At 29.1% G+C, this 19,706-nt stretch carries 17 protein-coding genes; 14 read left to right on the forward strand and 3 right to left on the reverse strand.

The window, feature by feature from the left end:
* Positions 1-180: 180 nt before the first annotated feature.
* Together DW911_RS05555 and DW911_RS05560 are read right to left on the reverse strand one after the other, a co-directional pair.
* On the reverse strand, positions 181-1,605 hold the full coding sequence (locus DW911_RS05555) for a 6-phospho-beta-glucosidase (protein WP_118607560.1): 1,425 nt from the start codon (positions 1,603-1,605) through the stop codon (positions 181-183).
* Positions 1,606-1,688: 83 nt separating this feature from the next.
* Positions 1,689-2,423 (reverse strand): MurR/RpiR family transcriptional regulator, encoded by a 735-nt coding sequence (locus DW911_RS05560; protein ID WP_158568151.1) that lies wholly within the window; start codon positions 2,421-2,423, stop codon positions 1,689-1,691.
* Positions 2,424-2,757: 334 nt separating this feature from the next.
* On the opposite strand from DW911_RS05560, the gene DW911_RS05565 reads away from it, so the two are divergent.
* The 6 genes from DW911_RS05565 to DW911_RS05585 all read left to right on the forward strand — a co-directional run bounded on the left by DW911_RS05565 (position 2,758) and on the right by DW911_RS05585 (position 10,330).
* On the forward strand, positions 2,758-4,392 hold the full coding sequence (locus DW911_RS05565; RefSeq protein ID WP_118431438.1) for a glycogen synthase: 1,635 nt from the start codon (positions 2,758-2,760) through the stop codon (positions 4,390-4,392).
* A 224-nt stretch (positions 4,393-4,616) separates the two neighbouring features.
* Entirely contained in the window at positions 4,617-5,054 is a 438-nt protein-coding gene (locus DW911_RS05570; protein WP_118607561.1) for a hypothetical protein, read from the forward strand.
* A 384-nt stretch (positions 5,055-5,438) separates the two neighbouring features.
* The gene (locus tag DW911_RS05575; RefSeq protein WP_233543021.1) at positions 5,439-7,925 is read left to right on the forward strand and encodes an excinuclease ABC subunit UvrA; all 2,487 of its coding nucleotides are present in this window, start codon (positions 5,439-5,441) and stop codon (positions 7,923-7,925) included.
* A 90-nt stretch (positions 7,926-8,015) separates the two neighbouring features.
* Positions 8,016-8,186, forward strand: a complete 171-nt coding sequence (locus DW911_RS10920; protein ID WP_158568150.1) for a hypothetical protein — start codon at positions 8,016-8,018, stop codon at positions 8,184-8,186.
* Positions 8,187-8,253: 67 nt separating this feature from the next.
* Positions 8,254-9,102 carry a zinc dependent phospholipase C family protein gene (locus DW911_RS05580; RefSeq protein ID WP_199669458.1) on the forward strand — a complete coding sequence of 283 codons (849 nt, stop codon included), beginning with the start codon at positions 8,254-8,256 and terminating at the stop codon, positions 9,100-9,102.
* Positions 9,092-10,330, forward strand: coding sequence for an MFS transporter (locus DW911_RS05585; protein ID WP_118607562.1), 1,239 nt, complete (start codon positions 9,092-9,094; stop codon positions 10,328-10,330). Before DW911_RS05580 ends, DW911_RS05585 begins: the two co-directional genes overlap by 11 nt.
* A gap of 183 nt (positions 10,331-10,513) precedes the next feature.
* Here the strand turns inward: DW911_RS05585 and rpoN are convergent, their stop codons facing one another.
* The gene (rpoN, locus tag DW911_RS05590; protein ID WP_118431432.1) at positions 10,514-11,746 is read right to left on the reverse strand and encodes an RNA polymerase factor sigma-54; all 1,233 of its coding nucleotides are present in this window, start codon (positions 11,744-11,746) and stop codon (positions 10,514-10,516) included.
* Positions 11,747-11,883: 137 nt separating this feature from the next.
* On the opposite strand from rpoN, the gene DW911_RS05595 reads away from it, so the two are divergent.
* From DW911_RS05595 to DW911_RS05630, 8 genes are all read left to right on the forward strand, one after another.
* Entirely contained in the window at positions 11,884-14,559 is a 2,676-nt protein-coding gene (locus DW911_RS05595) for a sigma 54-interacting transcriptional regulator (RefSeq protein WP_118431430.1), read from the forward strand.
* Between the two features lie 176 nt (positions 14,560-14,735).
* The gene (locus tag DW911_RS05600) at positions 14,736-15,149 is read left to right on the forward strand and encodes a PTS sugar transporter subunit IIA (protein WP_118607563.1); all 414 of its coding nucleotides are present in this window, start codon (positions 14,736-14,738) and stop codon (positions 15,147-15,149) included.
* A 10-nt stretch (positions 15,150-15,159) separates the two neighbouring features.
* Positions 15,160-15,630 (forward strand): PTS sugar transporter subunit IIB, encoded by a 471-nt coding sequence (locus DW911_RS05605; protein WP_118431426.1) that lies wholly within the window; start codon positions 15,160-15,162, stop codon positions 15,628-15,630.
* A 15-nt stretch (positions 15,631-15,645) separates the two neighbouring features.
* Complete coding sequence (locus DW911_RS05610; RefSeq protein ID WP_118607564.1) at positions 15,646-16,413, forward strand: PTS mannose/fructose/sorbose/N-acetylgalactosamine transporter subunit IIC; 768 nt, start codon at positions 15,646-15,648, stop codon at positions 16,411-16,413.
* On the forward strand, positions 16,394-17,227 hold the full coding sequence (locus DW911_RS05615) for a PTS system mannose/fructose/sorbose family transporter subunit IID (protein ID WP_442896709.1): 834 nt from the start codon (positions 16,394-16,396) through the stop codon (positions 17,225-17,227). The genes DW911_RS05610 and DW911_RS05615 overlap by 20 nt, the downstream gene beginning before the upstream one ends.
* 17 nt (positions 17,228-17,244) lie before the next feature.
* Entirely contained in the window at positions 17,245-18,240 is a 996-nt protein-coding gene (locus DW911_RS05620) for an SIS domain-containing protein (RefSeq protein ID WP_118607565.1), read from the forward strand.
* A 2-nt stretch (positions 18,241-18,242) separates the two neighbouring features.
* Positions 18,243-18,884: an HAD family hydrolase gene (locus DW911_RS05625; protein WP_158575439.1), complete on the forward strand. Its 642-nt coding sequence runs from the start codon at positions 18,243-18,245 to the stop codon at positions 18,882-18,884.
* Positions 18,885-19,302: 418 nt separating this feature from the next.
* On the forward strand, positions 19,303-19,680 hold the full coding sequence (locus tag DW911_RS05630) for a nuclear transport factor 2 family protein (RefSeq protein WP_118431418.1): 378 nt from the start codon (positions 19,303-19,305) through the stop codon (positions 19,678-19,680).
* Positions 19,681-19,706: the final 26 nt, after the last annotated feature.

Raw genomic sequence — 19,706 nt, forward strand, 5'->3', positions numbered from 1 at the left:
TGTCCCCTAAAGTAGACCCCCAAAGTTGAACCCCCTAAATTATTTGAATAGCCGTGGCTATTTATATGGTCACACTTTTTTTATATTTGTTTAGATTATAAGAAATCTATCATTAATATATTGTATATATAGAATTATGATACATTTAACATCTAATTTAGTTAATGAAATATTTTTTAATTACAAATTAATACCATTTGTTTCAATTACTTTTTTGTACCAATAAAATGAATCTTTTTTAATTCTTTTATATGTTCCATTTCCTAAATTATCACGATCTACATAGATGAAACCATATCTTTTTTTAACTTCACCTGTTCCATTAGAAATTAAATCAATACATCCCCAAGTTGTATATCCCATTAAGTCAACACCATCTTTTTCTACAGCATCTTTCATTGCTTGAATGTGTTGTCTTAAGTAATCAATTCTGTATTCGTCATGAATTGAACCATCTTTTTCAATAATATCCTTGGCACCTAAACCATTTTCTACAACAAATAATGGCTTTTGATAACGATCATAAAGTTCATTAATTGTACTTCTAAAGCCTAAAGGATCAATTGCCCATCCCCATTCGCTTTCTTTTAAATATGGGTTTCTAGCAGATGCGAAAATATTACTTTCTGATTGGTTACCTTTAGATAAATCACTACTACTCACTCTCGATGAATAATAAGAAAAACTTACAAAGTCTACAGTATTTTCTTTAAGTAACTCTTTATCCCCCTCTCTAAAATCAATCTTAGCATTTCTTTCTTCAATCCATTTTAAAGCATAATTGTGATAATAACCTCTTGCTTGAACATCAGCAAACATATAGATCTCTCGATTATCACAAATGGCTTTCCAGTAGTCTTCTGGTTTACATGTTTCTGGATAATAAGAACCAGCTGCAAGCATACAACCAATTTGATTATTTGAATCTATTTCATGAGCAAGTCTTGTAGCCATTGCACTAGCGATAAGTTGATGATGAACGGCTGTAATCATTACTTGGGTTTCATTTTCATTTTCTTCAAAACTAATACCAGCAGCCACAAAGGGAAAATGTAAAATCATATTAATTTCATTAAATGTAATCCAATATTTTACAAGACCTTTATATCTATTAAATAAAGTCATACAAAGTTTATAAAAATAATGAATCATTTCTCTACTTCTCCAGCCACCTATTTTCTTTATTAGATACATAGGACAATCAAAATGATTAATTGTAACAAGTGGCTCTATACTATATTTATGACATTCCTTAAAAATATTTTCATAAAATTTTAAACCTTCTTCATTTGGTTTTTTTTCATCACCATTTGGGAAAATACGAGTCCAAGCAATTGACAAACGATAAGTTTTAAATCCCATTTCGCCAAATAAAGCAATGTCTTCTTTATAATGATGATAAAAATCAACAGCAGTCAAAGCTGGATAAAAATGTTGATCATCAAAATCATACATTTTCATTTTACCTGTACCAACTAAATAACGATCTTTGCCAAGAGGCATGAAATCTACGTTCGCAGGACCTCTATTCCCTTCATGAGCTCCACCTTCTAATTGGTTAGCAGCTGTAGCGCCACCCCATAAAAAATCTTTTTTAAATCCCATTGTTTAGTCCTCCTTTACTTTTATTACACATTCATTTTAGAAAATAAGAATTAATAAAATAAAAAAGTTTCTGAAATGGAAACTTAATACATCAAGATAAAATCAATAACATGTCTTAATAAATAGTCATTGTATTTTATATTTGTTGTTGGAATATATAAGTAGTTTTTGGGAAAAGAAATATCATTTTTACAACTCATAAGCCAAGTATTAACAGGACATTTTAAAATATGATGAATTACTCTTTTATTAAAATAAAATGTATCTCCATTGATACTCATAATTAAAAGAAGATCACTATCTTTAAAATTATATTCATTTTCAAAATCAACATCACATATTATTGTTTCTTTTTGTTTTGTAGAAAGTTCATTTTGAATATATGAGCAGAGTGTTCTAGCATGACCGTGTCCGTAAACAAATATACGTTGGCTATTCTTTATATCATTTATAAGTTTCAATAATTTGACTTCGTCAATGTGCTTTATTGTAAAATAGAGTTCATTAATAATATTAGATGTAAAATCAATAAATTGGTTTTCAATATTTTTTTGTAAAGAAAATAAAGTTTTGTTGGTTCTTTCTATACTAGAAATATTATCTAAACAAGCTACTTTAAAGTCTTTCATTGTTTCATAGCCTAATGATTTTACATATTTAGAAATCTGACTTTTAGAGGTATGACATGAAAGAGCAATAGCGTCTATAGACATTGTTGGAATATCATTTAGATTATTTTTTACAAATAAACTAATAACATACTTTGGAGAAAATTCGTCATTTGAATTTAAGATAATATTTAATTTATCAATAAGCATATATTTTCCTCCTTCAACAACTCTCATTTTATCATATAAGAATATAAATATTCTTTTTATTTATCAATATTTTTATAATTGTTTGATTTTCTAATTTTCATGAAAGAGAGGATACCTAATTGTATAAATTGAGAAAGTCATTTTTTTATAAACTACTTTTTTAAAATAATGGTGAAACTAAGCGTATAAAAAATAATAATAGGCTTATGGTTACTTGAAAATAACATAAATGTAAGAGTATACCCAAAATATACAAAAATCGTAGAAATAAATGATATAATATAAGATATCAATAGACATTATAATATTATTTTATAGATAGGAGGAAAATAATATGAGAAAAAAAGCAGTACAAAAAAGCAATAAGAAAAAGAACACAAAAAATAATATAAACACTAACAAGAAAAAAACGACTATTTCAAAAGTGAATCATGTTGCTGCTAAGAAAAATGAAACTGTTCAAAAGGTTTCTGTTAAACAAGAAAGCCCAACAAAACAACTTGATTTAGGACCAAGAAGAAGTGTAGCCTTTATTGGATCAGAATGTTATCCTTTCGTCAAGACTGGGGGATTAGGAGATGTCATGTCTGCTCTTCCTAAAAGTTTAGCTAAATTAAATATTGATGTTAAAGTAATTATTCCAAGATATAAATGTATTCCTCAAAAATATCAAGAAAAGATGGAATATAAAGGTTCATTTTATATGGATTTATGTGCTGATGGAAAACAATATTATGTAGGAATTATGGAATACCAGGAAGATGGTGTCGTTTATGATTTTATAGATAATGATGAGTTTTTCTCTTGGGGTAATCCTTATACAAATCTTATTGATGATATTCCAAAGTTCTGTTATTTTAGTAAAGCTGCGCTTGCTGCACTTAATTATTTGGATTGGACTCCAGATGTTGTACATTGCCATGATTGGCAAGCATCTTTAGTACCACTTTATTTAAGAACATGTTTTAATAATACAAATGTAGGACGTGCTAGTGCTGTACTGACAATTCATAATTTAAGATTCCAAGGTATTTATGATAGAAAAATGATACAGTATTGGTCGGGACTTCCTGATTATGTTTTTAATAAAGATTGTATGACTCAAAATTGGCTTGATGCTAATATGTTGAAGGGCGGTATTACTTATTGTAATAAACTGACTACAGTAAGTCATACTTATGCTGGTGAGATTCAAACAGATGAGTACGGTGAAGGATTAGCTGCACATTTAAGATATCATCATAATAAGATTCAAGGAATTGTAAATGGTATTGATACAGACATTTGGAATCCTAAAACGGATGAATTGTTAGCGATGAAGTATGATGCAAAATCAGTGCTAAAGAATAAAAAGATAAACAAGAAAGCACTTCAAGAAGCTTTAGGTCTAGAAGTAGATGACCATAAGATTGTTATTGGACTTATTTCACGTTTGACTAATCAAAAAGGTCTTGATCTTGTAAATGATGTTATTCCAGGTATCATGGATGAACATACACAAGTTGTTATTTTAGGTACGGGAGATGCTGAATATGAAAATGCATTCCGTTATTATGAAGATAGGTATAAAGGTAACTTCTGTGCCTATATTGCCTACAACGAAAATGTTGCTCACAATATTTATGCAGGATGTGATGCCCTTTTAGTACCATCAAGATTTGAACCATGTGGACTTACCCAACTTATCGCTATGAGATATGGTGCTATACCGGTTGTAAGAGAAACAGGAGGACTAAAAGATACAGTTCAACCTTATAATCTATTTGATAATACTGGTAATGGTTTTACATTTGATAGATATGAAAGTGGTCTTCTCTATGATGCAATTAATAGAGCTAAAACACTTTATTTTGAAAATAGAAAATATTGGGATGATATGGTCATGCGTAATATGAATAAAGATGTCTCTTGGCAAAAGAGTGCAAAACAATATAAAGATATGTATGTAGAATTAACACCAAGAGATTAAAAAAGTATTGATAATCAATTGATTTTTAAAGATTTTATCAAAAATAAACATATAAATATAATATTTAAAGATTGAGGTGTCAGTTATCATGACATCTCATTTTTTATAGTATATAGTTGATGTACTAAATGAATAAATAGGGTTGATGATGAATGTATTCTTTTTAATATGTTTATTGTATAATAAATAATAAGATATAAATATTTAAAGGAAGGAGGTTATGTATGAAAGATTATATAGAATTTAAAATTAAGAAGAGAACATTAATAATCATTTGTGTATTTTTACTTACTGTTATGGGTGTAACAGGTTGGTATTTTTACTCTTCCTATCATCCTTATATTCAAATTCAAGTTAGTGCTGGCACGGCAGGAGAAAACCTTAAAATTGAAGCACCATCCATTGCTTATACAGATAGAAATGGTGTTCCGATGGCTTCATCTATCAATTTAAAAATTTACGATCTTACTATGCAACATGAATTTATGTGTAAAAGCGTAAAAGAGAACTATCGTGATTCAAACATTAAGTTAAAAGTTATTGAAAAGCATAATAAAACAATATTGAAATACTTTGGTACAGCAACTCAATTAAATGGTAAAAAGGTTAATTTTAATAAAAAGATAACTGTTAATTATGTGCTTCATGCCGATATAAAGTAAATAATGTAAATCAAAAGATATCCCAAATAAGGGATATTTTTTTGTGGGAAATTTCTCATACTAATGACACTATTTCCTATGGTTGGAACTCTGTTCCAAAAGTGATTCAAAATATTCAAAGTACATGATAAATTAAGATATGCCAAGAAAAAGTGGGGAATATCAGTTATGACAGATACTACCAAACTAGAAAACAACTAACATTGTCTCCTTTCAGGAGAACAATAATAGTGATATTTATTTGAAATAACAATATTGTTAAATTTCATTTACAAAATAAAACAATATAAAAGAAATAATGTAAATGCGCTTCAAAAAAGAGGAGTGTTTCTTTTTTTATATTCAAAAATGAGATATAACTATATAGTAGAAATGAGGGATAGTATGGATAATATACCAAAAATGATTAAGGTTAAAGGGGCAAAAGTACATAATTTAAAGAATATTGATGTTGATATTCCTTTAAATCAAATAGTAGCGATTGCCGGAGTTTCTGGATCAGGGAAATCATCATTAGCGATGGGTGTTTTATATAGCGAAGGTTCAAGAAGATATTTAGAATCACTATCTACTTACACAAGACGACGGATGACAAGTGCTACTAAAGCACAAGTAGAGGATGTTTTATATGTACCTGCAGCTTTAGCTTTGCATCAACATCCAGGTATACCAGGAATTCGGAGTACTTTTGGTACAGGAACAGAATTACTTAATAGTTTACGTTTGATGTATTCTAGATTAGGAAGTCATTGTTGTAAGAATGGTCATTATATCGAACCTACTTTAAATGTGGCATTAGAAAAAGAAATTATCTGTCCTGTATGTCATGAAAAAATTCATGCACCAAGTGCAGAAGAATTAGCTTTCAATAGTCAAGGGGCTTGCTTAAAATGTGGGGGAACAGGAATTGTAAGAACTGTAGATATTGATTCTTTAGTTCCTGATAAGACACTGACTATTGATGAAGGTGCAGTAGCACCTTGGAATTCTTTAATGTGGACATTAATGACAGATGTATGTAGGGCGATGGGAGTAAGAACAGATATTCCTTTTAATCAATTAACAGAAGAAGAAAAGAATATTGTTTATTATGGACCGGCAGAGAAAAAGCATATTTTTTATAAAGCAAAGAATACGGATCATGCTGGAGAAATGGGTTTTACTTATTATAATGCCACTTATACAGTAGAAAATGCACTTTCTAAAGTAAAAGATGATAAAGGGATGAAAAGAGTAGAGAAGTTTTTAAAAGAGGAAATATGTCCTGATTGTCATGGAACACGTTTATCCAAAGAGGCAAGAAAACCTAAAATAAGAGGAATAGGGCTAGATGAAGCATGTCAAATGCCTTTAAAGGATTTAGTAGAGTGGGTAAAAGGTGTTCCAGAGACAATGACTAAAGAAATGAAGCCGATGGCTCATGAAATATGTGATTCCTTTTTAGATGTATCGAAAAGACTATTAGATTTAGGATTAGGTTATCTTTCATTGGATAGAGCAGCTTCTACTTTATCTACAGGAGAAAGACAACGTATGCAACTGGCAAGAGCAGTAAGGAATCGGACTACTGGTATTCTTTATGTTTTAGATGAACCTTCAATTGGATTGCATCCTTCTAATATATATGGATTAGTTGGGGTTATGAATGATTTAATTCATGATGGTAATTCAATTTTATTAGTAGATCATGATACTGAAATTATCAAAGAAGCAAATTGGATTATTGAAATGGGACCAGAAGCCGGGGAAAATGGGGGCTATGTTTTAAGCCAAGGAACTGTTGAAGAGATTAAAAAGAATAAGCAGTCTATGATAGGTCCTTTTTTAAGTCATCAATATCAAGCCAATATTCGTCCCTTATCAACAGAAGATAAAATCTTTGAACTAGGTAAAATACATCTTTCGACTAATCAAATTCATACTGTTCATCCTTTAGAAGTTGATATTCCTAAAGGAAAACTTACTGTTGTTACTGGGGTATCAGGTTCAGGTAAAACAACCATGGTTTTAGAAAGTTTATTACCAGCTATTCAAGCAAAAATAAATCAACAAGAATTACCAAAACATGTAAAGAATGTTGAAATAGAAGGAATTAAACATATTAAACTTATTGATGCAACACCTATAGGAATTAATATTCGTTCAACCGTAGCTACATATATCAATGTTCATGACGAACTAAGAAAAAGATTTGCTAGAACGGAAGCAGCAAAATCAAAAGGCTATAAAGCAGGTGATTTTTCATATAATACCGGAAAATTAAGATGTCCAACTTGTGATGGAACGGGGACATTAAGTCTAGATGTTCAGTTCTTACCAGATGTTCATGTAACATGTCCTGATTGCCAAGGTTCTCGATATAACCAAGAAAGTTATATGATCAAGTATCAAACATCCAAAAATAAAGAATATTCACTACCGGAACTGATGGAAATGGATGTGCATTTAGCTAAAGAAGCATGTTCTACTTTAAAAGGGGTTTATCGTAAATTAGAAGTATTAGAAAACTTAGGGTTAGGTTATTTAACATTAGGAGAAGAAACACCAAGTTTGTCTGGTGGGGAAGCCCAACGTCTAAAACTGGCTAGTGAAATGAGTAAATCTCAAGATGATGCTATCTTTATTTTTGATGAACCAACAATTGGACTACATCCATTAGATGTTCAAACATTAGTTCGTGTTTTTCAATCTCTTGTTGATCAAGGCGCTACCGTCATTGTGATCGAGCATGATCGAGATGTAATGAAAAATGCAGATTATCTAATTGATATGGGACCGGGTGGCGGTCAAGATGGGGGAACTATCGTAGCTACAGGTTCTGTTGAACAAATAAAACATAATAAAAATAGTATTACTGGTAGATACTTATAATAGAACTTCAAAAAATGAAGTTCTTTTTTACATTTACATGATATTTTCTTAACATAAAAAAGCGTAACATCTTGTTAAGAGGTGATTGAAGTGGATATAAAAAAGCATCATTTGATTGAAACAATGATTTGGGTAGGAATTCCGTTATTATTTATCGTAGTTGATTGGTTTTATAAGCAAGTATTGAATATAGAATATTTAGAATTATCTATTCTTTTATTTATTGTCGTCACTATTTATAGAGTATGTCAAAATAGCTAACTTCTTTTTTACTATAACTTAACATTTCTTTTCATAAAGTTGATAGTTGGGTCAAATTTATTCACTTATGATGGAATTTGAAAATAGAGAAGGAAGGTTAAGTGATATGCCATCTACATATGCACATTATCGATTAGGTCAAGAAGTATTAAAAGAAATACCTGATGATTTAAAACAAATCATCATTAAAAATAAAACATTATATGATATAGGGTTGCATGGTCCAGATATTTTATTTTACTATCATCCATTAAAAATGAATAATGTCAATTCTATAGGATATCAAATGCATGAACATACGGGTAAAGAGTTTTTTGAATATGCAAAAGAAATCATTCATCATGATGAAAAAGCAATAGCTTATATTTTTGGTTTTATTTGTCATTTTGCATTAGATGCATCGTGTCATGGTTATATTGATCAAAAAATAGCAACCAGTCATATTTCACATACTGAAATAGAGGTTGAATTTGATCGTTATTTAATGATAAAAGATGGTTGGAATCCCATCTATCATCAGTTAACGAATCATATTGTTTCTACACCTTTACAAGGTAAAGTCATAGCTCCTTTTTTTAAAGGAACAACACCAAAACAAATAGAAAAAGCATTACAAGAAATGAAAACATATAATCATTTATTGATTGCTCCAACGAAGCTGAAAAGAAAGCTTATATATGCTTTATTACATATAACCGGTAATTATCAAGAAATGCATGGCTTATTAGTGAACTATCAGGCTAATCCTGATTGTCAAGATAGCACTGAAAAACTAAGCGAATTATATGAGATAGCTAAAAAAAGAGCAATCCAACTGATTGAAGAATACCACCAATATATTTTAGATAAAGCATTATTAAATGATTTTTATGATTATACATTTAGTGGAAAAAAGGAGCAAAAAAATGAAGTTTAAAATGACAAAAGAAGAAAAAAATTGGGTTCTCTATGATGTAGGTAACTCAGCTTTTGTTTTGATGGTTTCTACCATTATGCCAATATACTTTAATTATTTATCTCAAAAAGCAGGTTTATCTTCTATAGATTATTTAGCATATTGGGGTTATACAGCATCGATTGTTACAGTGATTGTTGCTATTTTAGGACCTATACTTGGAACTGTAGCAGATACGAAAGGTTTTAAAAAACCTATTTTTACAATAACATTATTAATTGGTACGATAGGTTGTTTATTGTTAGGATTTACTACATATTGGTTAGTATTTTTAATTATCTTTCTTATAGCTAAAGTAGGCTTTTCAGCAAGTTTAATATTTTATGATTCTATGTTAACAGATGTGACAACTCCTCAAAGAGTAGATCATGTTTCTTCTCAAGGATATGCTTGGGGATATATTGGCAGTTGTGTTCCTTTTGTTTTATGTCTTATTCTTGTACTGGGTTCATCATCAATAGGAATAAAGGTGGAAACAGCCATGACACTTTCTTTTATTATTATTGCTGCTTGGTGGTTTATTATGACCATTCCACTTTTAAAAACATATAAACAAAAATATTATGTTGAAAGAAAACCACAAGCTATAAAAAATAGTTTTAAAAGATTAAAAGACACCATTATTAATGTAAGAAAACAAAAAAAGATATTTCTATTCTTACTTGCCTTTTTCTTTTATATTGATGGGGTTTATACAATCATTGATATGGCTACTGCCTATGGAACAGCATTAGGTTTTGAAAGTACCGGATTATTATTAGCATTATTATTAACTCAAGTCGTTGCTTTTCCTTTTGCTATTTTATTTGGTAGATTATCATCGCGTTATGATACAGCAAAATTAGTAACAGTTTGTATTTGTGCTTACTTGGGAATTGCTATATTTGCTATTTTTATTACCCAACAATGGCAATTTTGGGTTCTTGCTGTTTTAGTAGGTATGTTTCAAGGAGGAATACAATCTTTATCAAGATCTTATTTTACAAAAATTATCCCATCTCAAAAGTCTGGTGAGTATTTTGGATTAATGGATGTATGTGGAAAAGGTGCTTCTTTTATTGGGACAACAGTTGTTAGTCTACTATCACAATGGACAGGAAAGCTTAATCTTTCTTTAGGTGCTATTTCATTATTTTTTGTACTAGGAATCGTTATTTTTAGGATGGCAGAATCAAAAAAATATGAATAATAAAAAACTTGATAAATGACGATAATGAATATTGATAAGTTAAAATAGACGTGTTATGATTACAACGTGAACTGCTTAGCAAACACATCAAAAAAAAGGTAAGGATCTGCCAATCCTTACCTTTTTTGTTAAAAATTATTCTAATTACATAATATTTCTTTTGACGTTAGTCAAATATGACTTCTAAATTCTATTTTTCCGTTTGAATGATGAGGCTATTTGTAGTTGCTCACGATATTTTGTGACAGCTCTTCTTGAGCAGTACAAATCCATTGCAGCAAGTTCTTCCACTAGTTTTTGATCTGAGAGAGGATGATTTTTGTTTTCATTTTCAATAAGAAGCGTGATTGCTTTTTTTATTGCATCGCTACTATCACCCATATTTGTTTTAGAAACCATTAAATTCTTTAAAGGATATACTTCATTGTTAAATAGATAATATTTGTTATTTAAAGTTCTAGAAATGGTTGATTCATGATAACCACATAATTGTGATAAATCGCGGAGAGTACAAGGTATAAGTTCATCATTGTATAGGAAATGACCTCTTTGAATATTTACTAATGCATTACTGATTAATAATAATGACTGATTGCGTTTATTTATATTTTCGATTAGAAATGAGGCATTTTTAAAATAGTCACGCATTTGTTCATTATCTTTTACTTTACTGTATAAATCATGATTAATCATAATATTGGGTTGATTAAATGGTTCAATCATAATTTGATTATCATCTATAAAAACACTAATATCTGGTTGTATTATATTATTATTATCTTTGCTATATTGGCTACAAGGATACAAGTTACATAGTCGTATATCATGATATATATTATCTATTTCATCCTTTGTAAGTGAAGTATGAGTCATAATATTTTGATAATTATAAGAGAGAATGTATTCTTTATATTTTCTCAACATTTTATAAGTATTATGTTTTTTTAGTTTTCTTAACTGAATACAAATGGAATCATAGATATCAAAAGCACCTACACCTGAAGGGTCTAAGGATTGTAAAATATGCACATGAAAATAGAAAGTTTCTTTGTTAATGTGTAAGAAAGATAAATATTCTTCTTCACTATAACTTAAAAATCCTTGACTGTTTAATGAATCAATTAAAAAGTTCATAATAGATTTATCGTATGGGAGTGGAACAGTAAGTAATTGTTTTTGCAACTCATCATTTAAAGACAAAGAAGTAGAAATATTTTCTATGTAATTATTTTCATAATCAACTTTTTCTCCATTGTTAGTGTTGATTTCTAAAAAGGGATTCGTTTGTAAGGCTTTACTAATTAACTGAGCAATTTCATAATTATCTAACTTTAGAAAATCTAAAGAGTTAATTAAAGTATGATTTAATTTAAATGTCTGTTTCAATGTTTGAGAAAAAATAATTTTTTGATTCATATATACCACCGACCTTACTTTTTCATCTATATACTAGCAAAATTCATGCCAACTTTTAAGAATTGTTTTTAGAAAAATTATAATCTTGACTTTCTTTATTTTGGTAACATAAGATAATAAAGAAGTAGGTGAATGAGATGGAAGAGAAAATTAAACAATATATTATCAACTTAATGGAAAAAGAAGATTTCGAATCATGCAATGTACAAAATATTTCACAAGAGTTACATATCAGTAAAAATCAAATTACTCTGTTATTAAATAAGATGTGTAACCAACATATATTAATTAAAATCAAATCAAAACCATTCTTATTTTTAGAAAAAGAATACTTAGAGAGAACATATCATACAGAAATAAAAGAAAACGAATTTGATAGATATGAAGAGTTAATGATCTTATTTAATCACAATAATCAAAAAGATTTTGAAAAATTAATAGGTCATGATGAAAGTATGAATCAAATAGTTGAAAAGGTTAAAGCAATTGTATCCTATCCACCACATGGTTTACCTACATTACTTTATGGACCTACTGGAACAGGAAAATCGTTTATGGCTAAACTCACATACGAATATTGTAAAAATACTGATCTAATTAGTAAAGATGCTAAGTTTGTTCAAGTTAATTGTTCAGAATATGCTAATAACCCCGAATTATTAACAGCAAATTTATTTGGTTATAAAAAAGGGGCTTTTACTGGTGCTGATAAAGATAATTTGGGGTTGCTTCATTATGCAAATGGAGGAGTTTTATTTTTAGACGAGGTTCATTGTTTAAAAGCAGAGTGTCAAGAAAAACTATTTTTATATATGGATCAAGGTATATATCATCTTGTTGGTGATAATGATAAATGGTATCAGTCTAAATGTAGAATTATTTTTGCAACAACAGAGGAACCAGAGAAGGTCTTGTTAAAAACATTGATTAGAAGAATCCCGGTTATTTTAAAGATTCCTTCATTAAGTCAAAGGGGAAGTAATGAAAAATTAGAACTTATATATTCACTATATAAAAAAGAAGAAAAAAGAATAAATAAAAAAATAAAAATTTCTTCTAATGTTTATCAGATACTTCTTAATCACGATTTTGTAGGAAATATTGGGGAGTTGAGTAATACAATTCAAGCCAGTTGTGTTAGTGCTTTATTTAATAGTAAAAATGACGATTTAGAAATTCATACTTATGACTTGCCAGATAATGTTGTATCATCAATTGATATCAATCGATTGGTTATGAAGAAACACCAAATGATGAATCTTGATATGTTGCTTCCAACATCGAAACAATCAATTATTCTTGAAGTATATAATGAATTGTTATCAATAAAGAAAAATCATAATTATTATGCTGAAGCAAAGAAAAAAATTGATGATTATTTTTCTAAGATTATTTTTAATAAAAGTGATGTGGCAAGAACAAAATATTTCTTGGAAACAGTAAATAGAATATTTGAAATTGTAACAAGTAGATATGGTTTTCATTTGTCTCATAATGAATTAGTAGCAATTGCAAACTACATATTAGAATACAATAGTAACACTTACCACATTATTAATTGGATTAATAAAAACAAAGAAGATATTGATGAGTTAGAAAGCTTTTTGCAATCAAAATATCACCAGGAATATATAATATCTAAAGAAATCTTTGAGTACCTTAAAGATAATTTTAATAATAGCATTGATAAATTTGTACAGTTTATTATTTTATTATGCTTGGTAAAATATGTTAATCATGAGAATAATGATATGACAATAGCTATTATTTTGGCGCATGGTTATTCTACGGCTAGTTCAATAGCTGATGCAGTTAACAGGCTATTAGATAAATATATATTTGATGCTTTGGATATGCCATTAGATGTAGACAGTAATCAAATAACAAAGAAAGTAAATGATTTTATATCTCATGTTGGTAATGTAAAAAAAGTTTATCTTCTAGTAGATATGGGATCTTTAGAGGAAATATATCAAGGAATTGAAAATAACAATATAGATATAGCACTTATTAATAATGTTAATACTAAATTGGCTTTAACAGTAGGACAAGGAATCATTCAAAATCAACCAATGAAAGAGTTGTTTGATAACATTCAAAAACAGGATCATTATAATGTTCATATTGAAATGAATTATCAGAAGGAACCTGTTATTTTATGTAGTTGTGCTAGTGGAATGGGGACAGCACATAAATTAAAAAATATTGTTTTAGATTCACTTCCAGAAGATATAAAAATGAATGTGATAGCATATGATTATCATACGTTAATTAAGCAGCATACTTCGGATGATTTTCTTTCAGATTATAAAGTGGTTTGTGTGATTGGAACATTAAATCCTAATATTGATGACTATCATTTTATAGCGATAGAAGATTTAATTTTAAATGAAGGATTTAATAAAATAAAAAATTATTTTGAAGATTATTTAAATGAAAATCAAATGCTTTTATTTGAAAAAAATATAGTTAAGAATTTCTCGCTTTCTAATGTTATTAATAGTTTAACAATTTTAAATCCTAATAAACTATTAGAGCATGTTTCATTGGGAATAGATGTTTTACAGCAATTAATGAATAAAAAATTCAAAAATCAAACGTGTTTTGGATTATATGTTCATATATGTTGTTTAGTAGAAAGATTAGTTACCAAACAACCCATTACCGCATTTGCAGATGAAAATTTTGCTAGTGAACATGCCCAATTTATAACATTATTAAAACAAGCAATGGAAAATGTAGAAAATTACTATAATGTTGAAATACCAGTTGAAGAAATAGAGTATATTTTTGAATATATAAAAAATGATTAGCATGCCAAGTTGGCATGCTTTTTGCTTGTATATAAGTGACAAACTTAATCTATCAAAACATGTCAAATTGGCATGATTCTTGCTGGTAAATTAACGAGAACATTTTTAATTAATTTCATTAAAATGACGAAATTGGCACAGTTCTTGCTAGTAAATAAGCGAAAGGGGTGAAATGTATGACCAAGATTATTTTAGCGTCACATGGTGAACTTTCAAAGGGAATGTTAGATTCAGTGAAAATGATTGTTGGTGATTTAGCAAAGAATGTTGAAACATTTAGTTTATATCCTGGTGCAAATCCTGGCGATTACGCTGATAAGCTTAAAAAGGAAATAAGTTCAAGCAATGAAAAGTATATCATTATTTGTGATATCAAAGGAGGAAGTGTATATAACGCATTAGTGCAGACGTGTACTTATGACAATGTAGATATTTTCTCGGGTATGAACATGAATTTGGTATTAGAAATTGTTTTAGCGGTGAGTTCCGGAAACATCGATTTAAATGCAATTTTATCTCATGCTAAAGATGGTATTACTTTGAAGAATAGGGAGTTAGTTAGAAAAAAGATTGAAGAGGAAGATTTTTAGGAGGTAATTTATGATTAAAGGTTTACGAGTTGATCATCGTTTGTTGCATGGTCAAGTTGCTTTCTCTTGGACGAGTTATCTTGAAGCAGATTGTATATTGATTGCTAATGATGGGGTTATGCAAGATGAATTAAAAAAGATGGCTATCAAGATGGCTAAGCCACAAGGTGTTAAGCTTGTTATTAAGTCTATTGACGATAGTATTACTGCTTTAAATAGTGGTGTAACTGACAAATATAAATTATTTGTAGTTGTAGAAAGCGTGAAAGATGCATATCGTCTTATGACAGAAACAAAACAATTTCATAATGTTGTTTTAGGAGGAACAAAAGCTACAGAGAATACAAAAAGTATTTCTAAAGCTGTTAATCTGACATCAAAAGAAATTGATTTAGTAAAAGATTTAATTGCTAAAGACTATGAAGTTGAAATTAGAATGGTTCCAACAGAAAAGAAGGTTTTAGCAAAAGATGTTATATAGAAGGGAGAAAGATATATGTTACAGGCGTTTTTATTAGGTTTAGTTGCTTTTATTGGGAAATGCGATTTAGCAACAGGAACAAATATGATTCAAAGACCTATTGTACTAGGTCCAATAGTTGGATTGATTTTAGGTGATTTTCAAACAGGTATTGTTGTTGGTGCTACATTAGAATTAGCATTCTTAGGACAATATTCAGTAGGTGCGTTTATTCCACCTAATGTAATTGTTGGTGGTGTACTTGGGACTGCTTTTGCAATCACAACAGGAAAAGGTGCTGAAATTGCCTTTACAATGGCGTTTCCAATTGCTTTATTAGCACAAGCTGTAGATAATGTTATTTTTTCAATCGTAAGACCATTTATGGGAAAACTTGCAGATAAATACGCAGAAAAAGGAAATGCAAGAGCGATTACGATTATACATATGGGTACAGGATTTATTACATGTACAGCATTATTCTTAATTACTTTCTTTGGATTTTCATTAGGAAGTTCACAAATGCAAGCTATTGTCAATGCGATTCCAAAAGTCATTACAAATGGTTTATCAATTGCATGTAGTTTACTACCTGGTGTTGGATTTGCTATGTTAGCAAGAATGATTATGAATAAAGAAGTGGTACCATTCTTCTTCTTAGGATTTGTATTATCAGCATATTTCAAAGTACCAGTAGTAGGAATTGCAATCATTGGTGTGATTACAGTATTCTTACGTGTAAACTTTAACGACAATAATAATTTAGTAACTGAAGGAGGGTATGATGAAGATGAAGACTTCTAATAATGAAAATTCAGTCATTACAAAAAAAGATCTTAAAAAAATGTTTTGGAGATCATTACCGATGGAATTCTCTTGGCATTATGAAAGACAAATGCATATGGGGTTCTGTACAATGATTTCTCAAGGATTAAGAAAAATTTATAAAGATGATCCAGATGGATTAAAAGCAGCATTAAAAAGACATCTTGAATTCTTTAATATCACTGCCCATGTTTCACCGTTTGTTGGGGGAATTACACTTGCAATGGAAGAAATGAATACCAAACAAGAAGATTTTGATGTATCATCAATTAATGCAGTTAAAGCAGCATTAATGGGGCCATTAAGTGGTATAGGAGATTCATTATTGCTAGGAACATTAAGAGTATTAGCGGTTGGTATTGGAACATCATTAGCGTTAAAAGGTAGCATTTTAGGACCAATCTTATTCTTATTAATCTTCAATATACCAGCATTTATTTTAAGATATGTTTGTGCTATGAAGGGTTACGAATTGGGAGCTACTTATTTAGAAAAAATTCAAAAATCTGGTTTAATGCAGAAATTTATGTTAGCAGCAGCTATTTTAGGGGTAATGGTTATTGGTGGAATGACAAATGAACTTGTGTCAGTAACAACATCATTAGCTATTGGTAGTGGCGATTCAGCAACAAAAATTCAAACAGTATTGGATGGTATTATGCCAGGTATGTTAGGTTTAGGTGCTACAGGAATTTATTATAAATTACTTGGAAAAAATATTAATATTATGTGGATTATTATTGGAACAGCAGTATTTGGAATTTTCTGTGCACAATTTGGAATATTAGGATAATATAGGGGGATAAGAAAATGTTAAATTTCGATGAAAACAGAGTAAGAACAGAACACGAAAATGGAGTAAATTTAATTCCAGAAGTAGAAAAAATTGTAGATGAAGTATGTCAAAAAGGTTATTCAAATATATTCTTATTTGGAATTGGTGGAACATTATTATATGCAGGACAAATTATGCATACTGCAAAACAATTAGGTTGCAATTTGCCATTGTATCTTGAAAATGCAACAGATTTTCTATATGAAGGAAATGCAAAATTTGATAAAGATTCAATTGTAGTTATTGCATCACTATCAGGAAATACAATAGAAATTGAAAAAGCCATCGATAAAGCTCACGAAGTTGGAGCTAAAGTCATGGGATATGTCGAAGTTTTAGATTCACCATTAGCTAAAAAAGTAGATTATTTAGTTAATACAGTAGGTGGTGAATATTATTGGTGGTATTCAGTAGTATTACGTTTTATGAAAAATGCAGGACAATTTGATAAGTATGATCAATTGATGGAAGAAATCAAAAACATGCCAGAAAATGTAGTACAAATCTACAAAGATGCTGATGAAAAGATGAAAGCTTATGCAGAAAAGTATTGTGATGAACCTATCACGTATTTAGTAGCATCAGGTAATCTAGAAGACTGGGCAGTATGTTACGGAATGTGTATTATGGAAGAGATGCAATGGATGAAAACAAGACCTATTTCAGCAGCAAATTTCTTTCATGGAACATTAGAAGTTATCGAAAGAGATGTACCGGTTATCCTTATTAAAGGAGAAGATGCAACAAGACCAGAAATGGATAGAGTTGAAAATTTTGTACATCGAGTTAGCGCGAAAGTTACGGTATTTGATACTAAAGACTACCAATTAAAAGGAATTAGTGATGAATTTAGAGGTATCTTATCACCAATTATGATGAGATCAGCATTTATGAGATTAAATGTACATTTAGAACATTGCAGACGTCATCCAATTGATATTAGACGTTATTATAAAGCATTAGATTATTAATGATGAAAAAAACAACAGTTATATTTGATATGGATGGTGTATTATTTGACAGCGAAAAGATGTATATGAAAGAGCTGCTTGAATTTTTTAACCAAAATAATATTTGTATTACAAAAGACATGTGCAAAAAGGTCATTGGTGTAGATAATAATAAGTTTTATCAAATTGTCTATCAATGGTGGAAATATGATACTCCTTTTAATGAGTTTGTTGATATTTTAAAAAGCTATTATAGTCACATATATCGAGATTACAAATCTATTTTAAAACCTCATGTTAGAGAATTGTTAATATATTTAAGAAATCATGGCTATAAAATAGCACTTGCATCTTCCTCCCCAAAGACACTCATTATGCAAGCGCTAAATAGTGTGGATTTAGAACAATATTTTGATCTTATTACAAGTGGTAGCCAATTTAAGGAAAGTAAACCAAATCCTGAAATATATCTATACACTATGAATCAATTAAATTCTTTAAAAGATGAGACGCTGATAGTTGAAGACTCGTATTATGGGATACAGGCTGCAATTAATGCAAATGTAGAAGTGATAGCTTTGAAAGATGAAATCTTAAATCTTGATCAAAGTCACGCCACTCATATTATTAACGATTTAGTAGAAGTCATTAAATATCTAAAATAAAAATATCTAACCTTACATAAAGTATCTGAATATTGCAGATACTTTTTTATTAGATTTTGTAAAAAATAGCATAATTGTTGAATGTGAAAATATTTATGCTATTTATTTTGATGTTTTTGCTAAAAAAGAATATAGCCATAAATTGATGGTAGGATGTTATATATAAAGATAAAAATGTTAACAAGCTTGATTTAAAATTCCCCTTTACAGGAGATACGAATCGTATAGTATGGTACATACTTGCTATAGGAGTATCTTTACTAGGTTACTTTTTATTAAAAGATAAATATTCACATCACGTATAAAAGATTACAACTATTTTTCCATCAGATTATTTGTAAATAGATTAAAGGTAAGAACTAATGGTTCTTACCTTTTCCCCTTTATAAAGATATAATGATATAGAGGAGGTATTGTTATGGAAGAAATAAAAAAATTAGTTTATGACTATGCTAAGGCTATACATAATCAAAATGAAAAGGAATTTAAGGCATTATGGTCACATCAAGAAAATGTCCTTATTTCATTAACAAATCAATTTAAAGGAACAGATGCTATTTATCAGGACTTTCTAATAGGTGGTATTCAAAAACACTATGAAAGTATTGATTTAATCGTTGAAGATATCAATATAAGATATATTGATGAAAAGACAGCAATCGTTATTTTTAAATATCATACTGAATGTATAAGAAGACAAACAAAAGAAGAATATGGTATTCAAGGATTAGAAACTCAAATTGTTGTTAAAGAAGATGATGGATGGAAATTAATGCATGTTCATTATTCTAAATAATCTTGACCTCAAGTACACTTTAGGAT

It is taken from the genome of Erysipelatoclostridium sp. AM42-17 (assembly GCF_003480255.1).
GTDB lineage: Bacteria > Bacillota_I > Bacilli_A > Erysipelotrichales > Coprobacillaceae > Faecalibacillus.

Bases quoted from the DNA above. Each gene is read 5' to 3' on its own strand.
- DW911_RS05555 (WP_118607560.1), bottom strand. From the start codon at position 1,605: ATGGGATTTAAAAAAGATTTTTTATGGGGTGGCGCTACAGCTGCTAAC.
- DW911_RS05580 (WP_199669458.1), top strand. From the start codon at position 8,254: ATGATGGAATTTGAAAATAGAGAAGGAAGGTTAAGTGATATGCCATCT.
- DW911_RS05620 (WP_118607565.1), top strand. From the start codon at position 17,245: ATGTTAAATTTCGATGAAAACAGAGTAAGAACAGAACACGAAAATGGA.
- DW911_RS05625 (WP_158575439.1), top strand. From the start codon at position 18,243: ATGAAAAAAACAACAGTTATATTTGATATGGATGGTGTATTATTTGAC.
- DW911_RS05560 (WP_158568151.1), bottom strand. From the start codon at position 2,423: ATGCTTATTGATAAATTAAATATTATCTTAAATTCAAATGACGAATTT.
- DW911_RS05575 (WP_233543021.1), top strand. From the start codon at position 5,439: ATGGATAATATACCAAAAATGATTAAGGTTAAAGGGGCAAAAGTACAT.
- rpoN (WP_118431432.1), bottom strand. From the start codon at position 11,746: ATGAATCAAAAAATTATTTTTTCTCAAACATTGAAACAGACATTTAAA.
- DW911_RS05570 (WP_118607561.1), top strand. From the start codon at position 4,617: ATGAAAGATTATATAGAATTTAAAATTAAGAAGAGAACATTAATAATC.
- DW911_RS05600 (WP_118607563.1), top strand. From the start codon at position 14,736: ATGACCAAGATTATTTTAGCGTCACATGGTGAACTTTCAAAGGGAATG.
- DW911_RS05605 (WP_118431426.1), top strand. From the start codon at position 15,160: ATGATTAAAGGTTTACGAGTTGATCATCGTTTGTTGCATGGTCAAGTT.
- DW911_RS05595 (WP_118431430.1), top strand. From the start codon at position 11,884: ATGGAAGAGAAAATTAAACAATATATTATCAACTTAATGGAAAAAGAA.
- DW911_RS05610 (WP_118607564.1), top strand. From the start codon at position 15,646: ATGTTACAGGCGTTTTTATTAGGTTTAGTTGCTTTTATTGGGAAATGC.
- DW911_RS05630 (WP_118431418.1), top strand. From the start codon at position 19,303: ATGGAAGAAATAAAAAAATTAGTTTATGACTATGCTAAGGCTATACAT.
- DW911_RS05615 (WP_442896709.1), top strand. From the start codon at position 16,394: ATGAAGATGAAGACTTCTAATAATGAAAATTCAGTCATTACAAAAAAA.
- DW911_RS05565 (WP_118431438.1), top strand. From the start codon at position 2,758: ATGAGAAAAAAAGCAGTACAAAAAAGCAATAAGAAAAAGAACACAAAA.
- DW911_RS05585 (WP_118607562.1), top strand. From the start codon at position 9,092: ATGAAGTTTAAAATGACAAAAGAAGAAAAAAATTGGGTTCTCTATGAT.